The sequence below is a fragment of the Psychrobacter sp. UBA2514 genome (genome assembly GCF_002341255.1).
GTDB lineage: Bacteria > Pseudomonadota > Gammaproteobacteria > Pseudomonadales > Moraxellaceae > Psychrobacter > Psychrobacter pacificensis.
Window position 1 is genome coordinate 22545 of the sequence record NZ_DDNS01000014.1, and the last position, 19917, is coordinate 42461.

General features: G+C 43.5%; 13 protein-coding genes. 10 read left to right on the forward strand and 3 right to left on the reverse strand.

Annotated elements, in window-relative coordinates:
• Positions 1 to 173 precede the first annotated feature (173 nt).
• The 6 genes from aroK (at position 174) to B3V51_RS05185 (ending at position 11613) form a co-directional block, all read left to right on the forward strand.
• Positions 174 to 734, forward strand: coding sequence for a shikimate kinase AroK (gene aroK / locus B3V51_RS05160; protein WP_093071072.1), 561 nt, complete (start codon positions 174 to 176; stop codon positions 732 to 734).
• A gap of 78 nt (positions 735 to 812) precedes the next feature.
• On the forward strand, positions 813 to 1922 hold the full coding sequence (gene aroB, locus B3V51_RS05165) for a 3-dehydroquinate synthase (protein ID WP_186473577.1): 1110 nt from the start codon (positions 813 to 815) through the stop codon (positions 1920 to 1922).
• Between the two features lie 135 nt (positions 1923 to 2057).
• Positions 2058 to 3197, forward strand: a complete 1140-nt coding sequence (locus B3V51_RS05170; protein ID WP_071002934.1) for a hypothetical protein — start codon at positions 2058 to 2060, stop codon at positions 3195 to 3197.
• 881 nt (positions 3198 to 4078) lie between these two features.
• Positions 4079 to 8542 carry a glutamate synthase large subunit gene (gene gltB, locus B3V51_RS05175; RefSeq protein ID WP_186473581.1) on the forward strand — a complete coding sequence of 1488 codons (4464 nt, stop codon included), beginning with the start codon at positions 4079 to 4081 and terminating at the stop codon, positions 8540 to 8542.
• Between the two features lie 232 nt (positions 8543 to 8774).
• A complete protein-coding gene (locus B3V51_RS05180; RefSeq protein WP_186473583.1) occupies positions 8775 to 10196 on the forward strand; it encodes a glutamate synthase subunit beta in 1422 nt (473 codons plus the stop codon).
• Between the two features lie 205 nt (positions 10197 to 10401).
• Positions 10402 to 11613: an FUSC family protein gene (locus B3V51_RS05185; protein ID WP_186473585.1), complete on the forward strand. Its 1212-nt coding sequence runs from the start codon at positions 10402 to 10404 to the stop codon at positions 11611 to 11613.
• 81 nt (positions 11614 to 11694) lie between these two features.
• On the opposite strand, the gene B3V51_RS05190 is transcribed toward B3V51_RS05185, so the two are convergent.
• Both B3V51_RS05190 and B3V51_RS05195 read right to left on the reverse strand, forming a co-directional pair.
• Positions 11695 to 12822 (reverse strand): ABC transporter substrate-binding protein, encoded by a 1128-nt coding sequence (locus tag B3V51_RS05190; protein WP_212564152.1) that lies wholly within the window; start codon positions 12820 to 12822, stop codon positions 11695 to 11697.
• A gap of 483 nt (positions 12823 to 13305) precedes the next feature.
• On the reverse strand, positions 13306 to 14145 hold the full coding sequence (locus tag B3V51_RS05195) for a Cof-type HAD-IIB family hydrolase (RefSeq protein WP_286708084.1): 840 nt from the start codon (positions 14143 to 14145) through the stop codon (positions 13306 to 13308).
• Positions 14146 to 14539: 394 nt separating this feature from the next.
• On the opposite strand from B3V51_RS05195, the gene B3V51_RS05200 reads away from it, so the two are divergent.
• From B3V51_RS05200 to B3V51_RS05215, 4 genes are all read left to right on the forward strand, one after another.
• Positions 14540 to 15133 carry a hemerythrin domain-containing protein gene (locus B3V51_RS05200; RefSeq protein WP_212564153.1) on the forward strand — a complete coding sequence of 198 codons (594 nt, stop codon included), beginning with the start codon at positions 14540 to 14542 and terminating at the stop codon, positions 15131 to 15133.
• 255 nt (positions 15134 to 15388) lie between these two features.
• On the forward strand, positions 15389 to 15697 hold the full coding sequence (locus B3V51_RS05205; protein ID WP_186473589.1) for a BLUF domain-containing protein: 309 nt from the start codon (positions 15389 to 15391) through the stop codon (positions 15695 to 15697).
• A 231-nt stretch (positions 15698 to 15928) separates the two neighbouring features.
• Entirely contained in the window at positions 15929 to 16402 is a 474-nt protein-coding gene (locus B3V51_RS05210) for a BLUF domain-containing protein (RefSeq protein WP_186473591.1), read from the forward strand.
• Positions 16403 to 16703: 301 nt separating this feature from the next.
• Positions 16704 to 17165: a BLUF domain-containing protein gene (locus tag B3V51_RS05215; protein WP_186473593.1), complete on the forward strand. Its 462-nt coding sequence runs from the start codon at positions 16704 to 16706 to the stop codon at positions 17163 to 17165.
• Between the two features lie 303 nt (positions 17166 to 17468).
• Here B3V51_RS05215 and parC read toward each other — a convergent pair whose 3' ends face one another.
• A complete protein-coding gene (gene parC / locus B3V51_RS05220; RefSeq protein ID WP_212564155.1) occupies positions 17469 to 19778 on the reverse strand; it encodes a DNA topoisomerase IV subunit A in 2310 nt (769 codons plus the stop codon).
• Positions 19779 to 19917 lie beyond the last annotated feature (139 nt).

A 19917-nucleotide genomic window follows, 5' to 3' on the forward strand; every position in this document is an offset into this window, starting at 1 on the left:
AAGCCTTAGTGCTTACTTTTTTTTGTGCATAAACTTAGCATCTTTAATATTGCGAGCTATATGCATGGATTAATGGACGTTAAGCGCTAAATATTACTAACAATAATCACAGCGCATTACTAGCCAGAATATCAATGACGTTGTATGATAGCTAATTTAGCTGAGTGAGTATTATGGTGCAGGAATTGCCGTCGGTGTTTTTAGTGGGTCCGATGGGAGCGGGGAAGACGACGATCGGTAAGTTACTGGCCAAGCAGTTAGGTCGCACTTTTGTAGATAGTGATTGGTATATCGAATCGCAAACCGGTGCTGACATTGCTTGGATATTCGCCAAAGAAGGTGAAGCGGGTTTTCGTGAGCGTGAAACACGTGCCATTGATGAGCTGACTCAAGCCCCCCAAATTGTATTGGCAACTGGCGGTGGCGCAGTATTGGCTGCTGAAAACCGAGAGTTCTTAAGACAGCGTGGCATCGTGGTTTATCTCAATGCCCCAGTCGATGTGCAAATGGCCCGCACTTCTAAAGACAAGTCACGGCCTCTTTTACAACAGCCTAATCCTAGAAAAATACTGCAAGATCTATATAGTATTCGCGATCCATTATATCGTCAGGTCGCGCATATTATTATGCCCACTGGTCACACTTATCCGCGTCATATGGTCAGCCAATTAATGCAGCAGCTGAACGCATTTTTTGATTGTACTGACACAACACCAAAAGACAATAAAGAGTAGACCGATATTAGCTATTGATATGATAGGTAGGTATACTCAGCTACTTTTACCCAATTATAAATGCTTAAGGAGTGTCTCATGGCAACGTCACTGTTTCATGATAGCTTAACAGTTCGTACGCAAAGTCATGATTATCCAATCATTATTACTGAAGATGCGACGTCAAAAGACAGCAGTATGGCAAAGCAAGTCGCACCTTATATTAAGGGTTGCCAAGTATTGATTGTGACTAACGATACCGTGGCACCTCTATATTTGCAAGCTTTAGAAGACGAGCTAGCAGAGCAGTTTACGGTAAAAGTTTGCGTGTTACCAGATGGTGAGCAATATAAGAACCAGACAAGCATTGACCAAATATATGATGCACTAATGGCAGAGCATTTCAATCGTGATGTCACGCTTATCGCACTTGGTGGCGGCGTGGTGGGTGATATGACAGGTTTTGCTGCAGCAAGTTTTATGCGCGGGGTCAACTTTATCCAAATTCCAACGACCTTATTATCGCAAGTCGATTCTAGCGTTGGCGGCAAAACGGGCATCAATCATGCGCAAGGCAAAAATATGATTGGGGCATTTTGGCAGCCACAAATGGTGCTCGCTGATATGAGTACGCTCAAAACATTGCCTGCACGTGAGCTGTCAGCAGGAGTCGCTGAAATTATCAAGTATGCGCTTATCATGGATGAAGCATTCCTGACATGGCTTGAAGAGAATTTAACTGCAATGATGGCGTTGGATCTGGCAGTACTTGGCGAAGCCGTGAAGCGCTGCTGTCAATACAAAGCAGATGTGGTCGCTCAAGATGAAAGAGAGTCAGGTGTGCGTGCCCTGTTGAACTTTGGGCATACGTTTGGTCATGTGATCGAGACCCATCAAGGTTACGGCAATTGGTTGCATGGTGAGGCGGTAGCGGCGGGCATGATGCAAGCAGCTGAACTGTCCCAAAAAATTGGTTGGTTGACCCTTGATGAGGTTGAGCGCATTGAGCGTGTTTTGATGCTAGGTAACCTGCCAACCAAACCGCCTGCCATTGATGTACAAACTGCTCTGGACTTGATGGGACACGATAAAAAAGTGAAACAAGGACAAATCCGGCTGATTTTGTTAAAATCAATAGGGAGTGCAGTAGTGACCAATGACTTCGATAACGATCTGTTGCTCGAAGTATTGTCACAACACAGCGCATAATGTATCAAAATTTTAGTGAGTAGTCGTACTAAAACTTGATATGTACAGCAGATTCATAGGCTGCACTCACTGCACTTCTATTTGAATGAGCATTGGTGTAATGCTCTTAAATATGTTTTTACCAAGGATATTCCTATGGCAGCATCAAAATCGAAGACGCGTACCGCTGGCCAATCATACAGTCGTCAAGCCCTGATCTGGCTAGTCGCGACGTTACTATTAGGTGTTGTGACAGCGTTAGTCTGGATGCTAAGCCAAACGCCAGCGATGGGTGCCAAAATTGAAAACGAACCAGTATCAGCACCGCAAATGTTGGCTGATGAGTTTGAGCAACCATTAAAAATCGAGTCGCTTCACGAGCTGGATACCGATGTACAGCCGATTAGTTTTGATACGACTGTCCGTGACTTGCGTAATTATCCTGACGAGTTTAAAGACAAGCGCTATCTACTTGCCAACAAGGGTAAGTGGACCGTGCAGGTGATGAATGTCGCTGAAAATGACGTGATTGTCAGCTATTTAGAAGGCCGTGAAGATCGTGATAAGTTCGCTTATTTCCGCTATCTTGATAGTGAAAATCAAGTCCGTTATATGCTGACTTACGGAATCATGAGTAGTCCACAGGAGGCCGTTGGGGCAACAAAGCTCACAGATTTTAAACTGCCTGCCAATGTACGTGTGCTACCGGAGGAAATCAATCGATACGTAAGTATTATCGATAACTACGAGCGTCCTGATCCAGTAAAAGACTTAAGTACGAAGCGCACGCGCGCTGTCAATCTAAAACCGACTAAGCGTGAAATACCAGTACGTCAGCAAGCGCAAGCAGTCAACAATACGGCTAATGAGCAAGAAGCCGCTAACACTAATACGAGTCGCGATAGTCAACGTTCCTCTAACGATAGCGCCCCAGTAGAAAGCATCCGTCAATCTGCAGATACCTCTGAAACATTATCTGTCACAGAAGAGCGCACAGTTGGTAATGAGCCACAATCAACTGATGAGGCATCAAGTCAAACGCAAAGTAATACCAATAACTCCAAGCAGGAAAATAAAAAGCCGTCAACAGCAGGTGCAGATAATAGCACCGCTAAAAAACCACCCGCTGTACCTGCGCCAAAACCGCCCAATACGAGCAACAATGGGGCAAATAGTAATGCAAATGCACCTAAAAATAATAATGCACCTAAAAATAATAATGCACCTAAAAATAATAATGCGCCTAAAAATAATAGTGACAGTATCAAGTCGTTAATAGAGGACAAAAGCAACTGATACGCATTTTCTGTTATTGAAAACCCCACTAGCTAATTGGTTAGTGGGGTTTTTTTATACTTCGTTTTTTTAATATATTAGTGGCTACTGTCGCTATTTTGGGGCAAAGTATTCAAGGTAGACAGATATCATCCATTGCCTCAGGTAACCCTAACATAGGCGCTTTATATTATATTTCTAATAGGTTTTTAATCGTCCTATAACCAATAGTAATGAGACCATATACAAATTATGGCTGATGAATCGATAGAAAAGACTAGATTTTTTGTGAATCATTAACTAATATAACTGTGGGCGACGTTCTGTATAGTTATCGTAAAAAACTATTGTTAAACAAGCATTTAGTGATAGATCTATCATTTATAGAGTTTATTACTGAAATTTGTTGTCTCAAGCGCGGCTACTTATAACCGACATCAAGATCATTGTAAGTGACGCAACCTCTCTTATTGTCACTCTTTTTAGAGTGAATAAGGCGCTTGAATACAGAGCGTCAGATATTCAAGACGAACCACATGCACGATTATTAAATGGTTGGATGTCCAGCTCTCATTGCTAGATATAACGACATAACACACGATGCTTAAACGAACGACATAACGTATTACTGATTGGGCAATTGGCATTTGGGGGTATAAATTACTCTGTTTCAAAGGGCTGCCATTCACTGTCTTTAATATATGACGCATATGTCACGACATTACTTAATGACCAAGAGGGTCAAAGGGTTACTTGCTTTTATAGCATGATGTTGATTGAGCCTCGCACCATTTACTAATTCAACTATCCGAATATCCACTATCAGCCCGTTCTGCTTACGGGTACCAGCTTATGCTCCGCATTGGAGATGTAAGTTGCCCGTCTACTTAAAAGGACAAGCTATGTCAATGATTTCCTCGCAAACACACCTGGCCACGCCAGATGATTTTTCTGATAATTGCGGTTTTGGTCTAATTGCTCATATTAAGGGTGAAGCCAGCCATAATTTGGTAAAAACCGCCATTCATAGTTTAAGTTGCATGACACATCGTGGTGGTGTGGCGGCAGATGGTAGAACTGGTGATGGTTGCGGTCTACTATTAGCGACGCCTACCGACTTCTTTAAACAGATCGCTGATGAGCAGCAATTCGCAATCACAGACAACTTTGCTGTTGGTATGGTGTTCGTCAATTTGGATGATGGTAAAGCCAAGCATAGCCAGCAAGTATTGAGCGATGAGATTACCGCTCAAGGATTAGAAGTCGCTGGCTGGCGTGATGTGCCACTTGATTTGAGTATTGTGGGTGAGATCGGCCGTGAGACATTACCAGATTTTAAGCAGGTATTTGTCAATGCGCCAGATGACTTGGCTGCTGAAGATTTCAACCGTAAGCTGTTTGTTGCACGCAAAAAAGCAGAGCAGCGCCTGACAGATGACGAGCTGTTTTATGTATGTTCATTAAGCTGCCAGACCATTATTTATAAAGGTCTGGTCATGCCATCAGACCTGCCAGCATTTTTCTTGGATCTTCAAGACGAGCGCTTGGCGTCACATATCGTGGTTTTCCATCAGCGTTTCTCCACCAATACTTTGCCGCGTTGGCCATTGGCACAGCCGTTCCGTTATCTGGCTCATAATGGTGAATTGAATACCATTACAGGTAACCGCAACTGGTCTAAAGCACGCACGCCAAAGCTCAAATCAGACAAACTGCCGAACTTGAATGAATTGACGCCGCTTGTAAACAGTACAGGTTCTGACTCATCAAGCCTAGATAACATGCTTGAAGTGCTAATGTCTGGTGGTATGAATTTGTTCCATGCGATGTCGATTTTGGTGCCACCAGCGTGGCAGAACGTCGATAGCATGGATATGGATTTGCGAGCGTTTTATGAGTTTTACTCGCAGCATATGGAAGCGTGGGATGGTCCTGCAGGGCTTGTGATCCAAGATGGACGCTATGCTGTCTGTATGCTCGATAGAAACGGTCTGCGTCCGTCACGTTGGGTGACCACCAAGAACGGTTATATCACGGTTGCATCAGAGGTTGGTGTTTGGGACTACTCACCACAAGATGTGTTGGCAAAAGGTCGTGTCGGCCCAGGTCAAATGCTGGTTATTGATACGTTGACAGGTCAAGTGATGGATACGACTGCTGTTGCAACGTTGCTGAAAAATGCGCATCCGTATCGAAAGTGGCTGCGTGAAGAAGCGACACGTGTCCGTGATGATGAGCGCTTAGAAGAAACCTTAGCAGCGCAAGCGTGCCGTGGCGATAAGCTAAAAGCTTTACAAAAGATGTATCACATCACCAATGAAGAGCGTACAGAGATTATTCGTCCTAATGCTGAAAACGGCCAAGAGCCCGTCGGCTCTATGGGTGATGATACGCCGATGGCTGTACTATCGCAGCAGATACGTCATGTGGGTGATTTTTTCCGGCAGCAGTTCGCACAGGTGACCAACCCGCCAATTGATCCATTACGTGAATCAATCGTGATGTCACTACAAACTTGCCTAGGCGCTGAAACCAATGTGTTTGCGCCATCAGCAAGAGATGCTCACCGTATTATTTTATCATCACCAGTCTTGTCAGCCAGCAAGATGCAGCAGCTTGAAACCTTGGGTGATCCAGCATTCAAGATGGCTCGTGTCGATCTGAACTATGACCGTACTTTAGAGTTATCTGATGCTATCGTTGCTATTTGCGAAGAAGTGGCAGATAACATCCGTTCGGGCAATACCTTGATCGTACTGTCTGATAAAGAGATCGATGCAGAAAAAGTACCTGCCAATGCCATCATGGTTACAGGAGCCGTGCACCATTACCTGATTGCAGAAGGTATCCGTACCGATGCCAATCTCATCATCGAGACGGGGCTGGCGCGTGACTCGCATCAGGTGGCGGTATTGATCGGGTTTGGTGCAACTTGTGTGTATCCATATTTGGCTTATGATGTCATCGATGACTTGGTGGCGACTGGTGAGTTGCTTGGTGATCCAATTCAAGCCCGCGTTAATTTCCGCAAAGGCTTGGATAAAGGTTTGCTAAAAATCTTATCAAAAATGGGTATCTCTACCATTGTGTCGTATCGCGGTGCGCAGCTGTTTGAAGCAGTTGGTCTGTCTGAAGAGGTCGTGAGCCTATGTTTTAAAGGCGTACAAAGCCGTATCAAAGGCGCTACCTTTGCAGATCTTGCCGCTGACCAAGCGCAACTGGCTGCCAACGCATTTAAGCGTCGTGCGCCACTAGATCAGGGCGGTTTGCTCAAATTTGTCTTCAATAAAGAGTACCATGCCTTTAACCCTGACGTGATCAACAGCCTGCATACGGCAGTACGTACGGGCGATTATGAGAATTATCAGAATTATGCCAATCTAGTCAATAGCCGCCCAGTGGCGACCTTACGTGACTTATTGCAACTAAAGACTGACAACAGTATCGATGTCGATGATGTTGAAGATATCTCTGAGATTTTGACGCGTTTTGACTCAGCAGGCATGTCACTAGGTGCGCTGTCTCCTGAGGCACATGAATCGATTGCAATGGCGATGAATACTATCGGTGGACGTTCAAACTCTGGTGAGGGCGGTGAAGATCCTGCGCGTTATGGCACGTTGCGTAACTCAAAGATCAAGCAAGTGGCCTCTGGTCGTTTCGGCGTGACACCTGCATATCTGCGCTCAGCAGAAGTGATGCAGATCAAGGTCGCTCAAGGCGCAAAACCGGGCGAGGGTGGTCAGCTACCTGGTGGTAAAGTGAATGCGCTGATTGCGCGCTTGCGTTATTCGGTGCCAGGCGTGACCTTGATTTCACCGCCGCCGCATCATGATATTTACTCTATCGAAGATTTGGCGCAGCTGATTTTTGATTTGAAGCAAGTCAATCCAGACGCATTGGTATCCGTTAAATTGGTGTCGCGTCCCGGTGTTGGTACGATCGCGACAGGCGTTGCAAAAGCCTATGCCGATTTGATTACGATCTCAGGTTATGATGGTGGTACAGCAGCATCTCCGCTATCGTCTATCCATCATGCAGGCTCGCCATGGGAGCTAGGTTTGGCTGAAACCCATCAGTCTCTACGAGTGAATGGATTACGTGATAAGGTACGTGTTCAGACCGATGGTGGTTTAAAAACAGGATTGGATGTCGTCAAGGCTGCCATTCTTGGTGCAGAAAGCTTTGGCTTTGGTACCACGCCGATGATTGCGGTTGGTTGTAAGTACCTTCGTATCTGTCATTTAAATAACTGTCCAACAGGGGTTGCTACCCAAAAAGCCAAGCTGCGTGATGAGCATTTCATTGGTGAAGCAGAAATGCTGATTAATTTCTTTAAATTTGTGGCGACTGAAACACGTGAATGGTTAGCAGCGCTAGGTGTTCGTAGCATGGAAGAGCTGGTCGGTCGTACTGACTTGCTAGATATCTTAGAAGGTAATACGGACAAGCAGCGTCATCTTGATTTAACGCCATTGCTATTTAGTCACCCAGCCAGTGTGGGCAAAGCCCAAACGTGTCAGGTGGAGCGTAACGAGCCGTTTGATAAAGGCTTGCTCGCTGAGCAGATGATTCGCGATATGCTCGTCAATATTCGCCAAGGCTCAGGCGGCGATTATAGCTATTTCGTTGGCAACTGTGACCGCTCTATTGGTGCTCGTATCTCTGGTGAGATTGCACAAGTATGGGGCAACCTTGGCATGAGCGATATGCCGATCAAGCTTCGCCTGACAGGTACTGCAGGGCAAAGTTTAGGCGTGTGGAATGCTGGCGGCTTAAATATCGAGCTTGAAGGCGATGCCAATGACTATGTGGGTAAAGGCATGGCTGGCGGTGAGATTGTCATTTATCCACCTAAAGACTCAAACTTTACGGCACAAGAAACCGCCATCATCGGTAATACTTGTCTATATGGTGCAACGGGCGGTAAGTTATATGCTGCTGGGACCGCAGGTGAGCGTTTTGGCGTCCGTAACTCTGGTGCGCATGCAGTCATTGAGGGTACAGGTGACCATTGCTGTGAATATATGACGGGCGGTATCGTCACGATTCTTGGTCGTACTGGGCTCAACTTCGGCGCTGGTATGACGGGTGGTTTTGCTTATGTACTCGACATGGAAGGTGACTTCTTTGATCGTTGCAATCATGAACTGATCGATCTCAACCGTATCTCAAGCGAGCAAACAGAAGAGCATCGCATTCACTTACAACAAGTGATTGAAGCTCATGTAGATAAAACAGGCAGTGCGTGGGGTCAGACGATATTGGATGACTTTGAGCACTATGTTCGTAAATTCTATTTGGTGAAGCCAAAAGCGGCGAACATTGCAAGTCTTCTTAAAACTACCATGGCCGACCCACAATAGCCGATTTGTCATTGTCGGTCGTGTCAATCGATTGTCTTAAGAGATCGTATTGAGGAATCGACAATGACTTTAATTAGGGTAGCCAGCGTTCCGTTTTTAGAGACGTTTTAACTCACAGGTTTTCAGCAGGTACGTGACAGCAGTGATATATGTCTTTGATTTTAGACAAACAACACATCGCATGACTGTCGCCACCCACTGCAAAAGAGCCTTATATAAAAGAGATAGCACCATGGCAAAACGCTTAGAAAATAACTTCCAGTTTTTAGATGTACCGAGATTTGATCCAACCAAAAAAGACATTGCAACGCGCTCAACAGAGTTTGTTGAGATTTATAAACCTTTTGAAAACGAAGCTGTTGCTCAGCAAGCGCATCGTTGTCTTGAGTGTGGTAACCCGTACTGCGAGTGGAAATGCCCAGTACACAACTATATTCCTAACTGGCTAAAGTTGGCGACAGAAGGACAGATATTCCAAGCGGCTGAATTATGCCATCGCACCAATACCTTGCCTGAAGTATGCGGACGAGTTTGCCCGCAAGACCGTTTGTGTGAAGGCGCTTGTACATTGAACGATGGCTTTGGGGCAGTGACCATTGGTAATGTCGAGAAATATATCAACGATACCGCGTTTGCACTTGGCTGGCGCCCAGATATGTCTGAAGTTGTTTGGACAGACAAAAAAGTTGCTATCATTGGCGCAGGACCAGCAGGTCTTGGTTGCGCAGATATCTTGGTCAGAAATGGTGTCAAACCTGTCGTCTTTGACAAACGTCCTGAAATTGGTGGCTTATTAACTTTTGGTATTCCTGAGTTCAAAATGGAAAAAGACGTCATGCGTAACCGCCGTGTCATCTTTGAAGACATGGGTATGGAATTTCGCTTAGAGACAGAGATCGGTACAGACGTCACCATTGATGAGCTATTGGCTGAGTATGACGCGGTCTTTATGGGCATGGGTACATACACCTATATGCGTGGCGGGTTTGCTGGTGAAGAGCTAGATGGCGTTTATGATGCATTAGATTACCTGATTGCCAACGTCAACCGTTGTAATGACTGGGAAAAAGATGCCGAAGAGTACATCGACCTTAAAGGCAAAAGAGTTGTCGTACTAGGAGGTGGTGACACAGCGATGGACTGTAACCGTACCAGTATTCGTCAAGGTGCTGAAAAAGTCGTCTGTGCTTATCGCCGTGATGAAGAAAATATGCCTGGCTCACGCCGCGAAGTAGTCAATGCTCGTGAGGAAGGGGTTGAGTTTTTATTCAACCGCCAGCCTACTGAAATCATTGGCTTAAACGGTAAGGTCAATGGGGTAAAAGTAGTCACGACGCACCTGGGTGCGCCAGATAACCGCGGACGTCAGCGCCCTGAGCCGATTCCTAATTCTGAAGAGATTATCCCATGTGATGCCGTGATTATGGCATTTGGCTTTAGACCAAGTCCTGCTGATTGGTTCGAGTCGCAGCAAGTGGCAATGGACAGCTCTGGTCGAGTGTTGGCTGCAGAAAAACAAACCTTTAAATTCCAAACGCAGAATCCCAAAATTTTTGCAGGTGGTGATATGGTACGTGGCTCTGATTTGGTCGTGACGGCTATTTGGGAAGGCCGCGAAGCAGCAGAAGGTATACTAGACTTTTTAGAAGTATAATTACCTCGATTTAGATTCCACGATTTATTAGTGGTTTGTGATGTAAACGTCTTTTGTCTTTTATCAGACAAAAGGCGTTTTTTTTGAGTGATGCTTGGTAAATCGAGGCTCGACTGCTAGCATGTTTTTGCGTACCCTATATGCTTTATCGTTTACCTCATTTATCCACTAAAACTCGTTTATTCACTAAAAAGAGTAGCCTTGCGTGAAATCAACCCTTTACCAGCTTATTACTGCTCCATTTACTGAGCCTTATGTTCGCTATCAACATGCCGACGTCTTGCACGCCATTCGCTTAGGAACGGCTGTCATATTGGCGTTACTGGCCAATAAACTCACCAACCTGCCGCATGGTGAGTGGACCACCATTACGGTTTTTATTATTTTGGGATTATTGCAGTATCAAGGCGCTATCTATACCAAAGCCAAAGAGCGTGTCTTGGGTACTCTATTAGGCATAGGTACGGCCCTTGGGGTGCTGTGGTTCATTCAAAATGCAGGTGCATGGCTATGGATCGATTATGCACTTATCGGTATATTAAGCGGCATCATTGGCTATTTAGCCGTCAGAAAGCTCGGATATACAGGGCTGCTAACGGGTATCACTATGTTGATGATTGTCTCTGACTTGGGTCACAACAGCATCGGTCAAGATGGCATCTACCGCGCGCTAAATATCTTACTGGGTACAGGTGTTTCGGTAGCAGTGACGCTGATTTTACCGCTCAAATCAACGTTGATGTGGCGGTTTTTATTGAGTAGTAATCTTGACGCTTGTAGCAGTCTCTATGCTGGCGTGGGTCATCATATTGATGCAGCGGATGGGTTAATGGACAATGCTACTCAAAAATCAAACCCAATCGCCTTTCCTATTAAAGAAGTACCCGTTGATAGGAAGTTGGTAACAGCGCTACAGCAAATCAACAAACGCCTGCTGGCTGTGCGTCCACATATCGCCGCGACAGCAAGTGAGTCAGGAATCGAAAAAGAGACGCTAGAGACCATTCAGCGTACCCATCGTAATATTATCGGAACGATTGATTTATTATTAAGCGCTGCTCCGCGTTTGGCGAATATCGAAATTGATGAAGAAAACCACGTGTTACTGATACATTATCAGCACGAATTAACGCAAGCCATGCAGCATATGGCGGCGGTACTCCGAAGTCCAAGCGATGAAGTGTTTCGCCCGATTACTCGTATTGCTGTGTCAGAATATCCAAGTGTGCAGCACTTAGCATTTGAGTGGCAGGGGTATTTTTGGTTAACACAGACGTTGCAAACCCAGTTGCAGCAATTGAGTGATCTGTTACAAACCTCTAAGCCACACTGGTTTGCTGCATCTGGGCTGGGTTATCAGCGCCGTGAGCAGCGCCGGATGAAAGAGCAGGGCGGCGAGACAGATTTGCATTTATAACGCACAAAAAACGCTGACCATTTAGGATCAGCGTTTTTTCTTAAAGATTTACTTTATTTTAAAGGTATTAAACCATGGCTATTAGCGCCCCGTTTTTAGCTTATCCCAGTATTGTTGATACACTTGTAGTGCTTCATCGCCCACATCTTCTTGGAATTCCGCTTTGGCTAACACGTCTTTAGATGGGTAAATCGTCGGATTGTTGCGAACGCTTTCATCCATCAGCTCTCGTGCTGCCTGGTTTGGTGAGGCATAACCAATTTCTTCACTCACGATTTTGGCGTTTTCAGGACGCAATAAGTAATCAATAAATTTATGTGCTGCATCAACCTGTTTGGCATTTTTTGGAATGACAAAGTTGTCCATCCACAAGATAGCGCCTTCAGTTGGATATTTATAAGCCAGGCTCGTTAGACCTTCGTCATTCGCCATGACCGCTTCGCCATTCCACGTCATGCCAAGAGACGTCTCACCTTCGATGTACGGCATACGTGTCGCATCAGAGTTAAACGTTTTGACGTTTGGCATTAACGTTGTAAGCTTGTCGTAAGCCGCTTTGATTTCATCAGGATTGCTACTGTTGCCCGAGTAGCCTAGCGTCAGTAACGCCATACCGAACACTTCACGCACATCGTTGGTAAGCATCACCTGACCTTTGTACTTAGGATCCCATAGGTCGTTCCAGCTATTCACAGTTGCAGGATCGACACTATCGCCATTGATCGCAAGACCGGTGCTACCCCACATGTACGGTATAGAGTATTTATTGTCAGGATCGACTTTGGTATTGGTAAATGACGTATCGAGGTTTTTAAAGTTACTTAATTTAGACTTATCTAACTCTTGCAGTAGCCCTTCTTTGGCCATTTTTTCGACATAATAAGTCGATGGAATGGCCAAATCATACTGGCTAGAATCATCGAGCAGTTTAAGTTTGGCGTACATCGCTTCGTTTGAATCAAACGTCGTATAATTGACTGCGATGCCAGTTTCTTCCTCAAAACCATCCAAAATCTCTTGTGGCATGTATTCTGACCAGTTATACAAATTGAGCGCCTCAGTGCTCGCCGCAGCGCTAGCATCTGCCGCATTGTCAGAATTGCTACAGCTGGATAATGCCAAGCCAATAGCTGCCGCTAATAATGCCTTTGGTACTATACGTCCGATACGAATTGGATTGTCTGGACGGGACGATGATAAATGGGTCAAAATACTTCTCCTAGATAAAAATAATGCAAATCAAGAAGTTGATAAAAATAATCAGGCAGTCGATGCCTGATGTCGCTAATAAAACTATTATGGTTATTACTTTAGACAATTTAAAGGGCTATTATCAAGACGATGCTTAGTTATGCTAATAAAGGTCGCTAATAATACGAATCAAATGAGTAATGAAAATTGGTTTAAAGACAGTCAATGCTGAGTGGGTTTTCTAGAGTATTGCCAAGGGTGAGACAAGTAATGGCCGTATAGACCTATGCTATTACAAGTATAAGGATAAGCGAAGGTTCAAGCGTCAAATAGCGCCAAGAACTTGGAACTTAACATAATAATTAGCTACACCAGAATGGCAAAGGATGCGACGCAATGACTGAGCGCCGCTATCACCGAAGATTCAATGACTGTTGATGGTAGTCCAACGACGCTTTGACAGAATGTTGATAGGTACGTAACACATGCTCAAATAAGAATTTATTTGATGGACGCGGCAGTATAGAACGGCTCAAGAACGGCTTGGATACCATACTCTTCAATCGTACCTGTGACAAAATCTGCTCGTTCTATCAGAGCGGGCTGAGCATCTCCCATCGCCACGGCAAACCCAACCAAATCAAACATTTCTAAGTCATTCATACCATCGCCAAACGCCATACACTCGCTAACATCTACCGCATAGTATTCGCAGACATCTTTGATACCGCGAGCTTTTGATGCCTCTATTGGCAATATATCTGCACCGATTTGATGCCAATGCACCAGTTTTAAATCATACTGCGCAAAGTCGATATCTTGCATTTTTTCTTGTTGATTATTAAAAAATACTGAGCATTGATAGACGATATTTGACTTGTAATACTCAGGGTCAAGAATAGAGTTGGGTGTGATAGCATTGAATTCACGCAAGCGGTCGTTTTCATCTGACCATGCGATATGAGTAGCAGAGTCAAACTTATGAATCAAGTCGCTCTGCTGGCAAAGACGCACGATTTTATCTGTTTGCTCATCTGACAATGGATAGTGGCTGATTCGGCCCTTTTTATCAAAGCTATACTGTCCATTCATACAAATAATGGCATCCAATATATCTGCATCAAGCAATGCTAAGATATCCTCAGGCAATATGGCCTTGGAGCGCCCAGTTGAAATCACCAGTTTGATATCAGTGTCTGCCAGTTGTTCAAGAGTCGCTTTATTATGTTCAGCGATGATACCGCTACGGCTCAGGGTATCATCGATATCAAAAAAGATGATTTTAGGTGTAGAAAATTTGGTATTCATACTTTCTTGAGCAATTTTATCTTCGATAAACATGATGATCCTTTACATTTTAAGCGCTGCTACTAAAGGTAATAGTAGCTGATTACTAATGCCCGAGCGACTTTATTATTCGTCTTATCCTACAGCCTCATTAGCCAAAAATGAGGATGGTTTTGACTAGGTTGTGTAACGCATGGGTCTTACGCTATTCACTTTGATGATTCATAAAATTGCTAACGTATTACCGAAGATACCGTTGATCTTCTATGTTTAGACTATATATAGACTACACTTAAATTAAATATTTTTTTAGTTCATCTAATGAATTTTATCTAATAAATTACTATGTCGTTTTCTGAGCTAAGTTCTTTAAAGAGGGTTTATTGATAACGACTCAAGCACTTATAGAGAAAATTGAATAAGCAAAATAATTTATAGGGACAAGATTATGACTGCTTCTACCCCAAAATCAAATCATGATGCCATAGCAGATAACACGCTCGATGCGTCTATGCCACGTCACCCTGAGAGCCGATTACAATCAGAATGGCTATTTTTGTATGACAAACTGCCACCAGATCAATGGTTCAGTAACGACTATGTTTATAAGACATCGTTTTGGCTAAGTATTCACGCTGACATACGTAAACGCCAACACGTTCTTATCCAAATCAGTGATGCCTATCGTTCAGGTGATATTGAATGGTTAGAATACCGCTCACAAATCTCACCACGGATTAATCAATATATTTTTAAATTACATCAGCACCATAATATTGAAGATACAGGCTACTTTCCACAGTTCATGCGCATGTACCCTCAACTAAAAGCAGGGTTTGAGATATTAGATCGTGATCATGTGCATTTGGATACACTGCTTAATGAGCTGCAAGTGCTAAATAGCAGGCTAGCATCAAGCAATACTGAAGATAAAGCGCTGGTTGAGCAATTGCATCAGCGCTTAATGGATGCAAGTGAGTTACTGTCGCAACACCTCACTGATGAAGAAGATTTGGTGATTCCTATTTTGGGGCTGAATTAGTGTTATAGCGAAAAATAGTTCAGCTTTATTTTTTATCAGACAAGACTACCGCACTGAATGTATCAAAATCTGTAGTACTACGATGTAGCGATAGGAGTGGGAGTACGCTATCTTATTGAAACTGCAACGTTGCCTCTCTAGAAAAAAATAGTAATAACGGGTAAAAACCTACTAAAAAATACAAAATGTTGTTGATTGTACTTTAGAGTAAAGGATATCTTAATTTAAAGCGGCTTTTGACCATTGGAATCTTTTATGCATAAAGTTATTGATTACATCTCAGAATCTGCTACTGAAGTTTTGGAGGAGGGAGATAAAGACGGTGCAGATATTCTGGTTAGCCTCACATATATCGGTAAAAATCGTGAGAAAGATAATGGCATAAAGCTGACTCGTACCTTTGAGACGGCACGAAAAAATAACGAAAAAAGCAATATCACTTCAGCGCTTGTCATTAAGGATCATTATTTTATTCAAAACATTGAAAACTCGAGATTTTCGATCAAGGAGAGCTTAGTAATTGCTATTTTTGGATTAAAAAATAGTAATTATAGTCAGATATAGATTAGGCTTTTGAGCTATTAGAATAATACAATCACACAGTTTTCACCAACATTTGTAGTAAAATTCGCGGCAGTAAATACTGGTGTCCTATCTCATTAAAAAGGTCATTTCACAATTTAAAAAATAATAATAGATGGTAAAAATTCGGTCAAAACGTAATAATTTCATTGATTATATTTTATAATAAAGAGTATCTTAATTTAGATAAGTATTTTGCAAATAGGGTTTCTTATGCATACAACGACAAGCCATGCTTCAGAGAACAGAAAAAGAAATGGCGAGCACATTCTTATCAACATGACATATATCGCCAGAAATGTCGATCTAGACTCAGGCATCGAGTTGACTCGTGCACTTGAGTATTGGAGAAGGTATTTCGAAGAAAACGGCATCGTTTCAGCTTTAGTTATCAGTGAAGGCTATTTTGTCCAAAGCTTTCAGGGAACAAGACCTGCTATCAGTACTGCCTTGCACAAGATATTAGACGAGCATCCAACTATTTTTCCTAACATTATCAACATAGAAGAAATAGAATCACGCCAATGGGATGGTTTTTTAATCAAACATTTAACGTCAAGTAATGAAGATGAATTGTATGCTTTGAGAAACTTCTCGACAGGTGCTGACTATAACCCTTACCTTATGAGAAGTAGTCAGATTGAGAACTTTTTACATGAGATTTTTGCAGATCAAAAAAAATTATAACGACATAATGACTGAAAAGGTTTGTGAAGAAAGAGTTGATGAGTTGTTCTCGCTACAGAACTCTCAGAGAAAGATATTATAGATGCTGTTTTTAGATTTTTTTTGAGTGGAATTGGAATAAAAATACAAGATGGGTCTTCGAGAATTAATAACTTAAGGTTATTAATTAGCAACTATATAACAAAAAAATAAGGGGCTATTGATTAGGGTAATTCTTAAATAGTATCTTAAGTTAAATGGATTTTTAATTAGATACCTTATGCGTAGATTTATTGAATTCTAATTTAGAAGAGAGAAGGGAATGATTTTAGACGAGAGAAATAAAAACGGTGCTCACATTCTCATCAGTCTAACGTATATTGGCAAAAACCGCGAAAAAGATAATGGCGTGAAAATGGCCCGTACTTTTGAGATAGCAAGACGAAACAACGAGAAAAGCGGTATAACCTCAGCACTGGCCATCAACGACAACTATATTATTCAAAATATTGAAGGTTCAAGACTTGATGTCAACGAGCTGATAACGAGGATTATCACGGAACGTCCACATCTTTTTATCCATGTTGTAGATATTAAAGAGGTAGAGACACGTAAATGGGATGGATTTTTGATCAGATACTTAACACCAACTCCTGAATATGAAGTACATACCCTCAGACATTTTTCGGCAGGTACTGACTTTAATCCCTACCTAATGCCGAAAGATCGAATCACAAGTTTTATGGATGCGCTGTTCACAGATGAACTGCTTAACGATATGTAAATGGAGCGTATCTGTTCGCTACAACTGTGTTTTTTCACTCTACTTTTAATCGTTTCTAGTTTCGGCGGCTCTTAGTTTTAATATTCAAATATGGTCAGACATTTTTCTGCTGTAGTACAAATTTTTGTTCTTGGTAATACAAACCTTTATTAGTACAAAAAAGCCGCCCATACATTGTGTATGGGCGGCTTTTTGCTGAGAATGAGCTGTTTTTGATTTACCTATAAAGCAGGTCGACTGAATAAGTGTTTAAAGTCATGTTTTGTTACTCCTTAATTCATTCTACTGAACTGGGCTTAGGAATTATCCTGCTATTTCAACACTCGTTACATTCTGAAAGCCTCGTGGTAACCGTCCGCCGCGATTACCGCGAGTGCCCGTATAGTTAGCCAAGTCATTTGGCTTGAGTGTCACGTGGCGTTTGCCAGCAGTAATGACGAGGCTGTTTTGTAAACTGAGTGGCGTAATAGCCAGCACTTCTTCATCATCTTTCAGCTTAATCAGTTTATTACCTTTACCGCGAGCCTGTTCGGGCAAATCATCGAGGGCAAATATTAGTAGATATCCGGCATTGGTTACCACTGCGACATGGTCAGGCGTTATCTCTAACTTGGTGGTCTCGTCGTCAGTGTTATCCGCCATTTTTACTGGCGCATCGATACGAGCGACAGACAGCAGGCGACTATCGGCAGCGAGGTTAATGACATTCTTGCCTGCCTTTTGATTGCTGTCTAAATTACCAAGGGTGTTGATAAAGCCATAACCTTGCGAGCTGGCAAGAATGATGCGTTGATCGTCAGCACCAGTCAATAGCTGCTCAAAGCTGGCACCTGCTGGTGGTTTTAACACACTGGTCAGCGGATCGCCTTGACCACGCGCGGAGGCAAGGTTGTGCGTATCAATACTATAGCTGCGTCCTGTACTATCGAGGACGTAAATTTTCTCATTGGACTTGCCGCGCACGTGCGCTTGATAACTGTCCCCTGAGCGATAACTCATACCAGCGGCATCGACATCATGGCCTTTGGCCGCGCGAATCCAGCCCGCTTTCGATAGGATAGCGGTGACCGGCTCGCTCGGTACGAGGTCTGACTCTTTTAATGCTTGTGCTTCTTCGCGTTCTGCTAATGGCGACACACGCTCATTGCCGTGTTCTTTCATATCGGCGGTGAGCTCTTCAATCATCAGATTGGTCAGACTATCTGGATTGTCCAAGTAATCCTGAATGTTGGCGCGTTCGGTAGCGAGTTCATCTTGCTCGCGGCGTAGCTCAATTTCCTCTAACTTTGCCAACTGACGCAAACGAATATCCAAGATAGCATTGGCCTGAATGTCAGTCAGGTCATAGTCCTGCATCAATGTTGCTTTTGGATCGTCTTCTTCACGAATGATACGTATCACTTCATCGATATTGAGATACGCAATTAGCAAACCTGCAAGGACGTGCAAGCGCTTATCGATTTTATCAAGACGATATTGCAGACGGCGTGTGACCACTGAGCGGCGACAAATGAGCCATTCTTCTAAGGTTTCTTTTAGATTTTTGACCTGCGGCTTACCATTGAGGCCAATCATGTTCATATTGACGCGGTAGTTGCTCTCAAGATCGGTGCTAGCAAACAGATGGCTCATAACGCGATCGACATCGACGCGCGTTGAGCGCAACTCTAATACGATACGACAAGCGTTCTCATGATCTGATTCATCATGAATATCCGTCACCCAAGGTAGCTTTTTATCGGTCATAAGTTTGGCGATTTGCTCTTGGATTTTGTTGCCTGAGACTTGGTAAGGCAGCGCGTCAATAATGACTAAATTCTTCTCTTTGGGGTCGATATGAAAAGTCGCGCGCATTTTGTAACTTCCACGCCCTGTTTCATACATCGTCTGCAAGTCTTTTTTGCTAGTGATGATTTCAGCTGGCGTTGGCAAATCTGGTGCTGGTATTGACTGGGTAAGCTGCTTAACAGACAGCTCAGGATTTTTTAATAAACGAATAGCAGCACGTACCACTTCGTTAAGGTTATGCGGCGGAATGTCAGTTGCCATGCCAACCGCGATTCCTGTGGTGCCGTTTAATAAAATATTGGGCAGGCGGGCGGGTAGTGTGGTTGGCTCTTGGATCGTGCCGTCAAAGTTATCTTGCCAATCGACCGTGCCTTGTCCCAACTCTGCAAGTAGGGTGTTGGCATAAGCAGACATTTTGGCTTCGGTATAACGCATGGCCGCAAAGGACTTAGGATCATCAGGACTACCCCAGTTACCTTGACCCGTGATAAGCGGATAGCGATAGCTGAACGGCTGTGCCATTAATACCATGGCTTCATAACACGCGCTGTCACCATGTGGATGGTATTTACCGAGCACATCACCGACCGTACGTGCAGATTTTTTTGCCTTAGCAGAGGATTTTAGCCCAAGCTCGCTCATGGCGTAGACAATACGGCGCTGAACAGGTTTTAGGCCGTCAGCGATATTTGGTAGCGCCCGATCCATGATGACGTACATGGCATAATTGAGGTAGGCCTGCTCAGTGAACTCTGCCACTGAGCGAGTATCCATCGGCTCATTAGGAATGATTGGGGCAATAGTAGGATCAACAACATCAGACATAAAATAGACTTCGCTTATGAGTTTTTAATTAGTATGGTTTATATAGCCAGGCATAGTATGAATGTGAACCGCACCGTATGCTCATTTAGGTTCGGCTCGATACTTATGCAAAAATAAGATAGTGCTATCGTAAAGGATA

What these genes read in the sequence shown, in the direction of transcription:
- B3V51_RS05200 (WP_212564153.1), top strand. Translation starts at nt 14,540, where the DNA reads ATGACTGCTTCTACCCCAAAATCAAATCATGATGCCATAGCAGATAAC.
- aroB (WP_186473577.1), top strand. Translation starts at nt 813, where the DNA reads ATGGCAACGTCACTGTTTCATGATAGCTTAACAGTTCGTACGCAAAGT.
- gltB (WP_186473581.1), top strand. Translation starts at nt 4,079, where the DNA reads ATGTCAATGATTTCCTCGCAAACACACCTGGCCACGCCAGATGATTTT.
- B3V51_RS05170 (WP_071002934.1), top strand. Translation starts at nt 2,058, where the DNA reads ATGGCAGCATCAAAATCGAAGACGCGTACCGCTGGCCAATCATACAGT.
- B3V51_RS05210 (WP_186473591.1), top strand. Translation starts at nt 15,929, where the DNA reads ATGCATACAACGACAAGCCATGCTTCAGAGAACAGAAAAAGAAATGGC.
- parC (WP_212564155.1), bottom strand. Translation starts at nt 19,778, where the DNA reads ATGTCTGATGTTGTTGATCCTACTATTGCCCCAATCATTCCTAATGAG.
- B3V51_RS05215 (WP_186473593.1), top strand. Translation starts at nt 16,704, where the DNA reads ATGATTTTAGACGAGAGAAATAAAAACGGTGCTCACATTCTCATCAGT.
- B3V51_RS05195 (WP_286708084.1), bottom strand. Translation starts at nt 14,145, where the DNA reads ATGTTTATCGAAGATAAAATTGCTCAAGAAAGTATGAATACCAAATTT.
- B3V51_RS05205 (WP_186473589.1), top strand. Translation starts at nt 15,389, where the DNA reads ATGCATAAAGTTATTGATTACATCTCAGAATCTGCTACTGAAGTTTTG.
- aroK (WP_093071072.1), top strand. Translation starts at nt 174, where the DNA reads ATGGTGCAGGAATTGCCGTCGGTGTTTTTAGTGGGTCCGATGGGAGCG.
- B3V51_RS05180 (WP_186473583.1), top strand. Translation starts at nt 8,775, where the DNA reads ATGGCAAAACGCTTAGAAAATAACTTCCAGTTTTTAGATGTACCGAGA.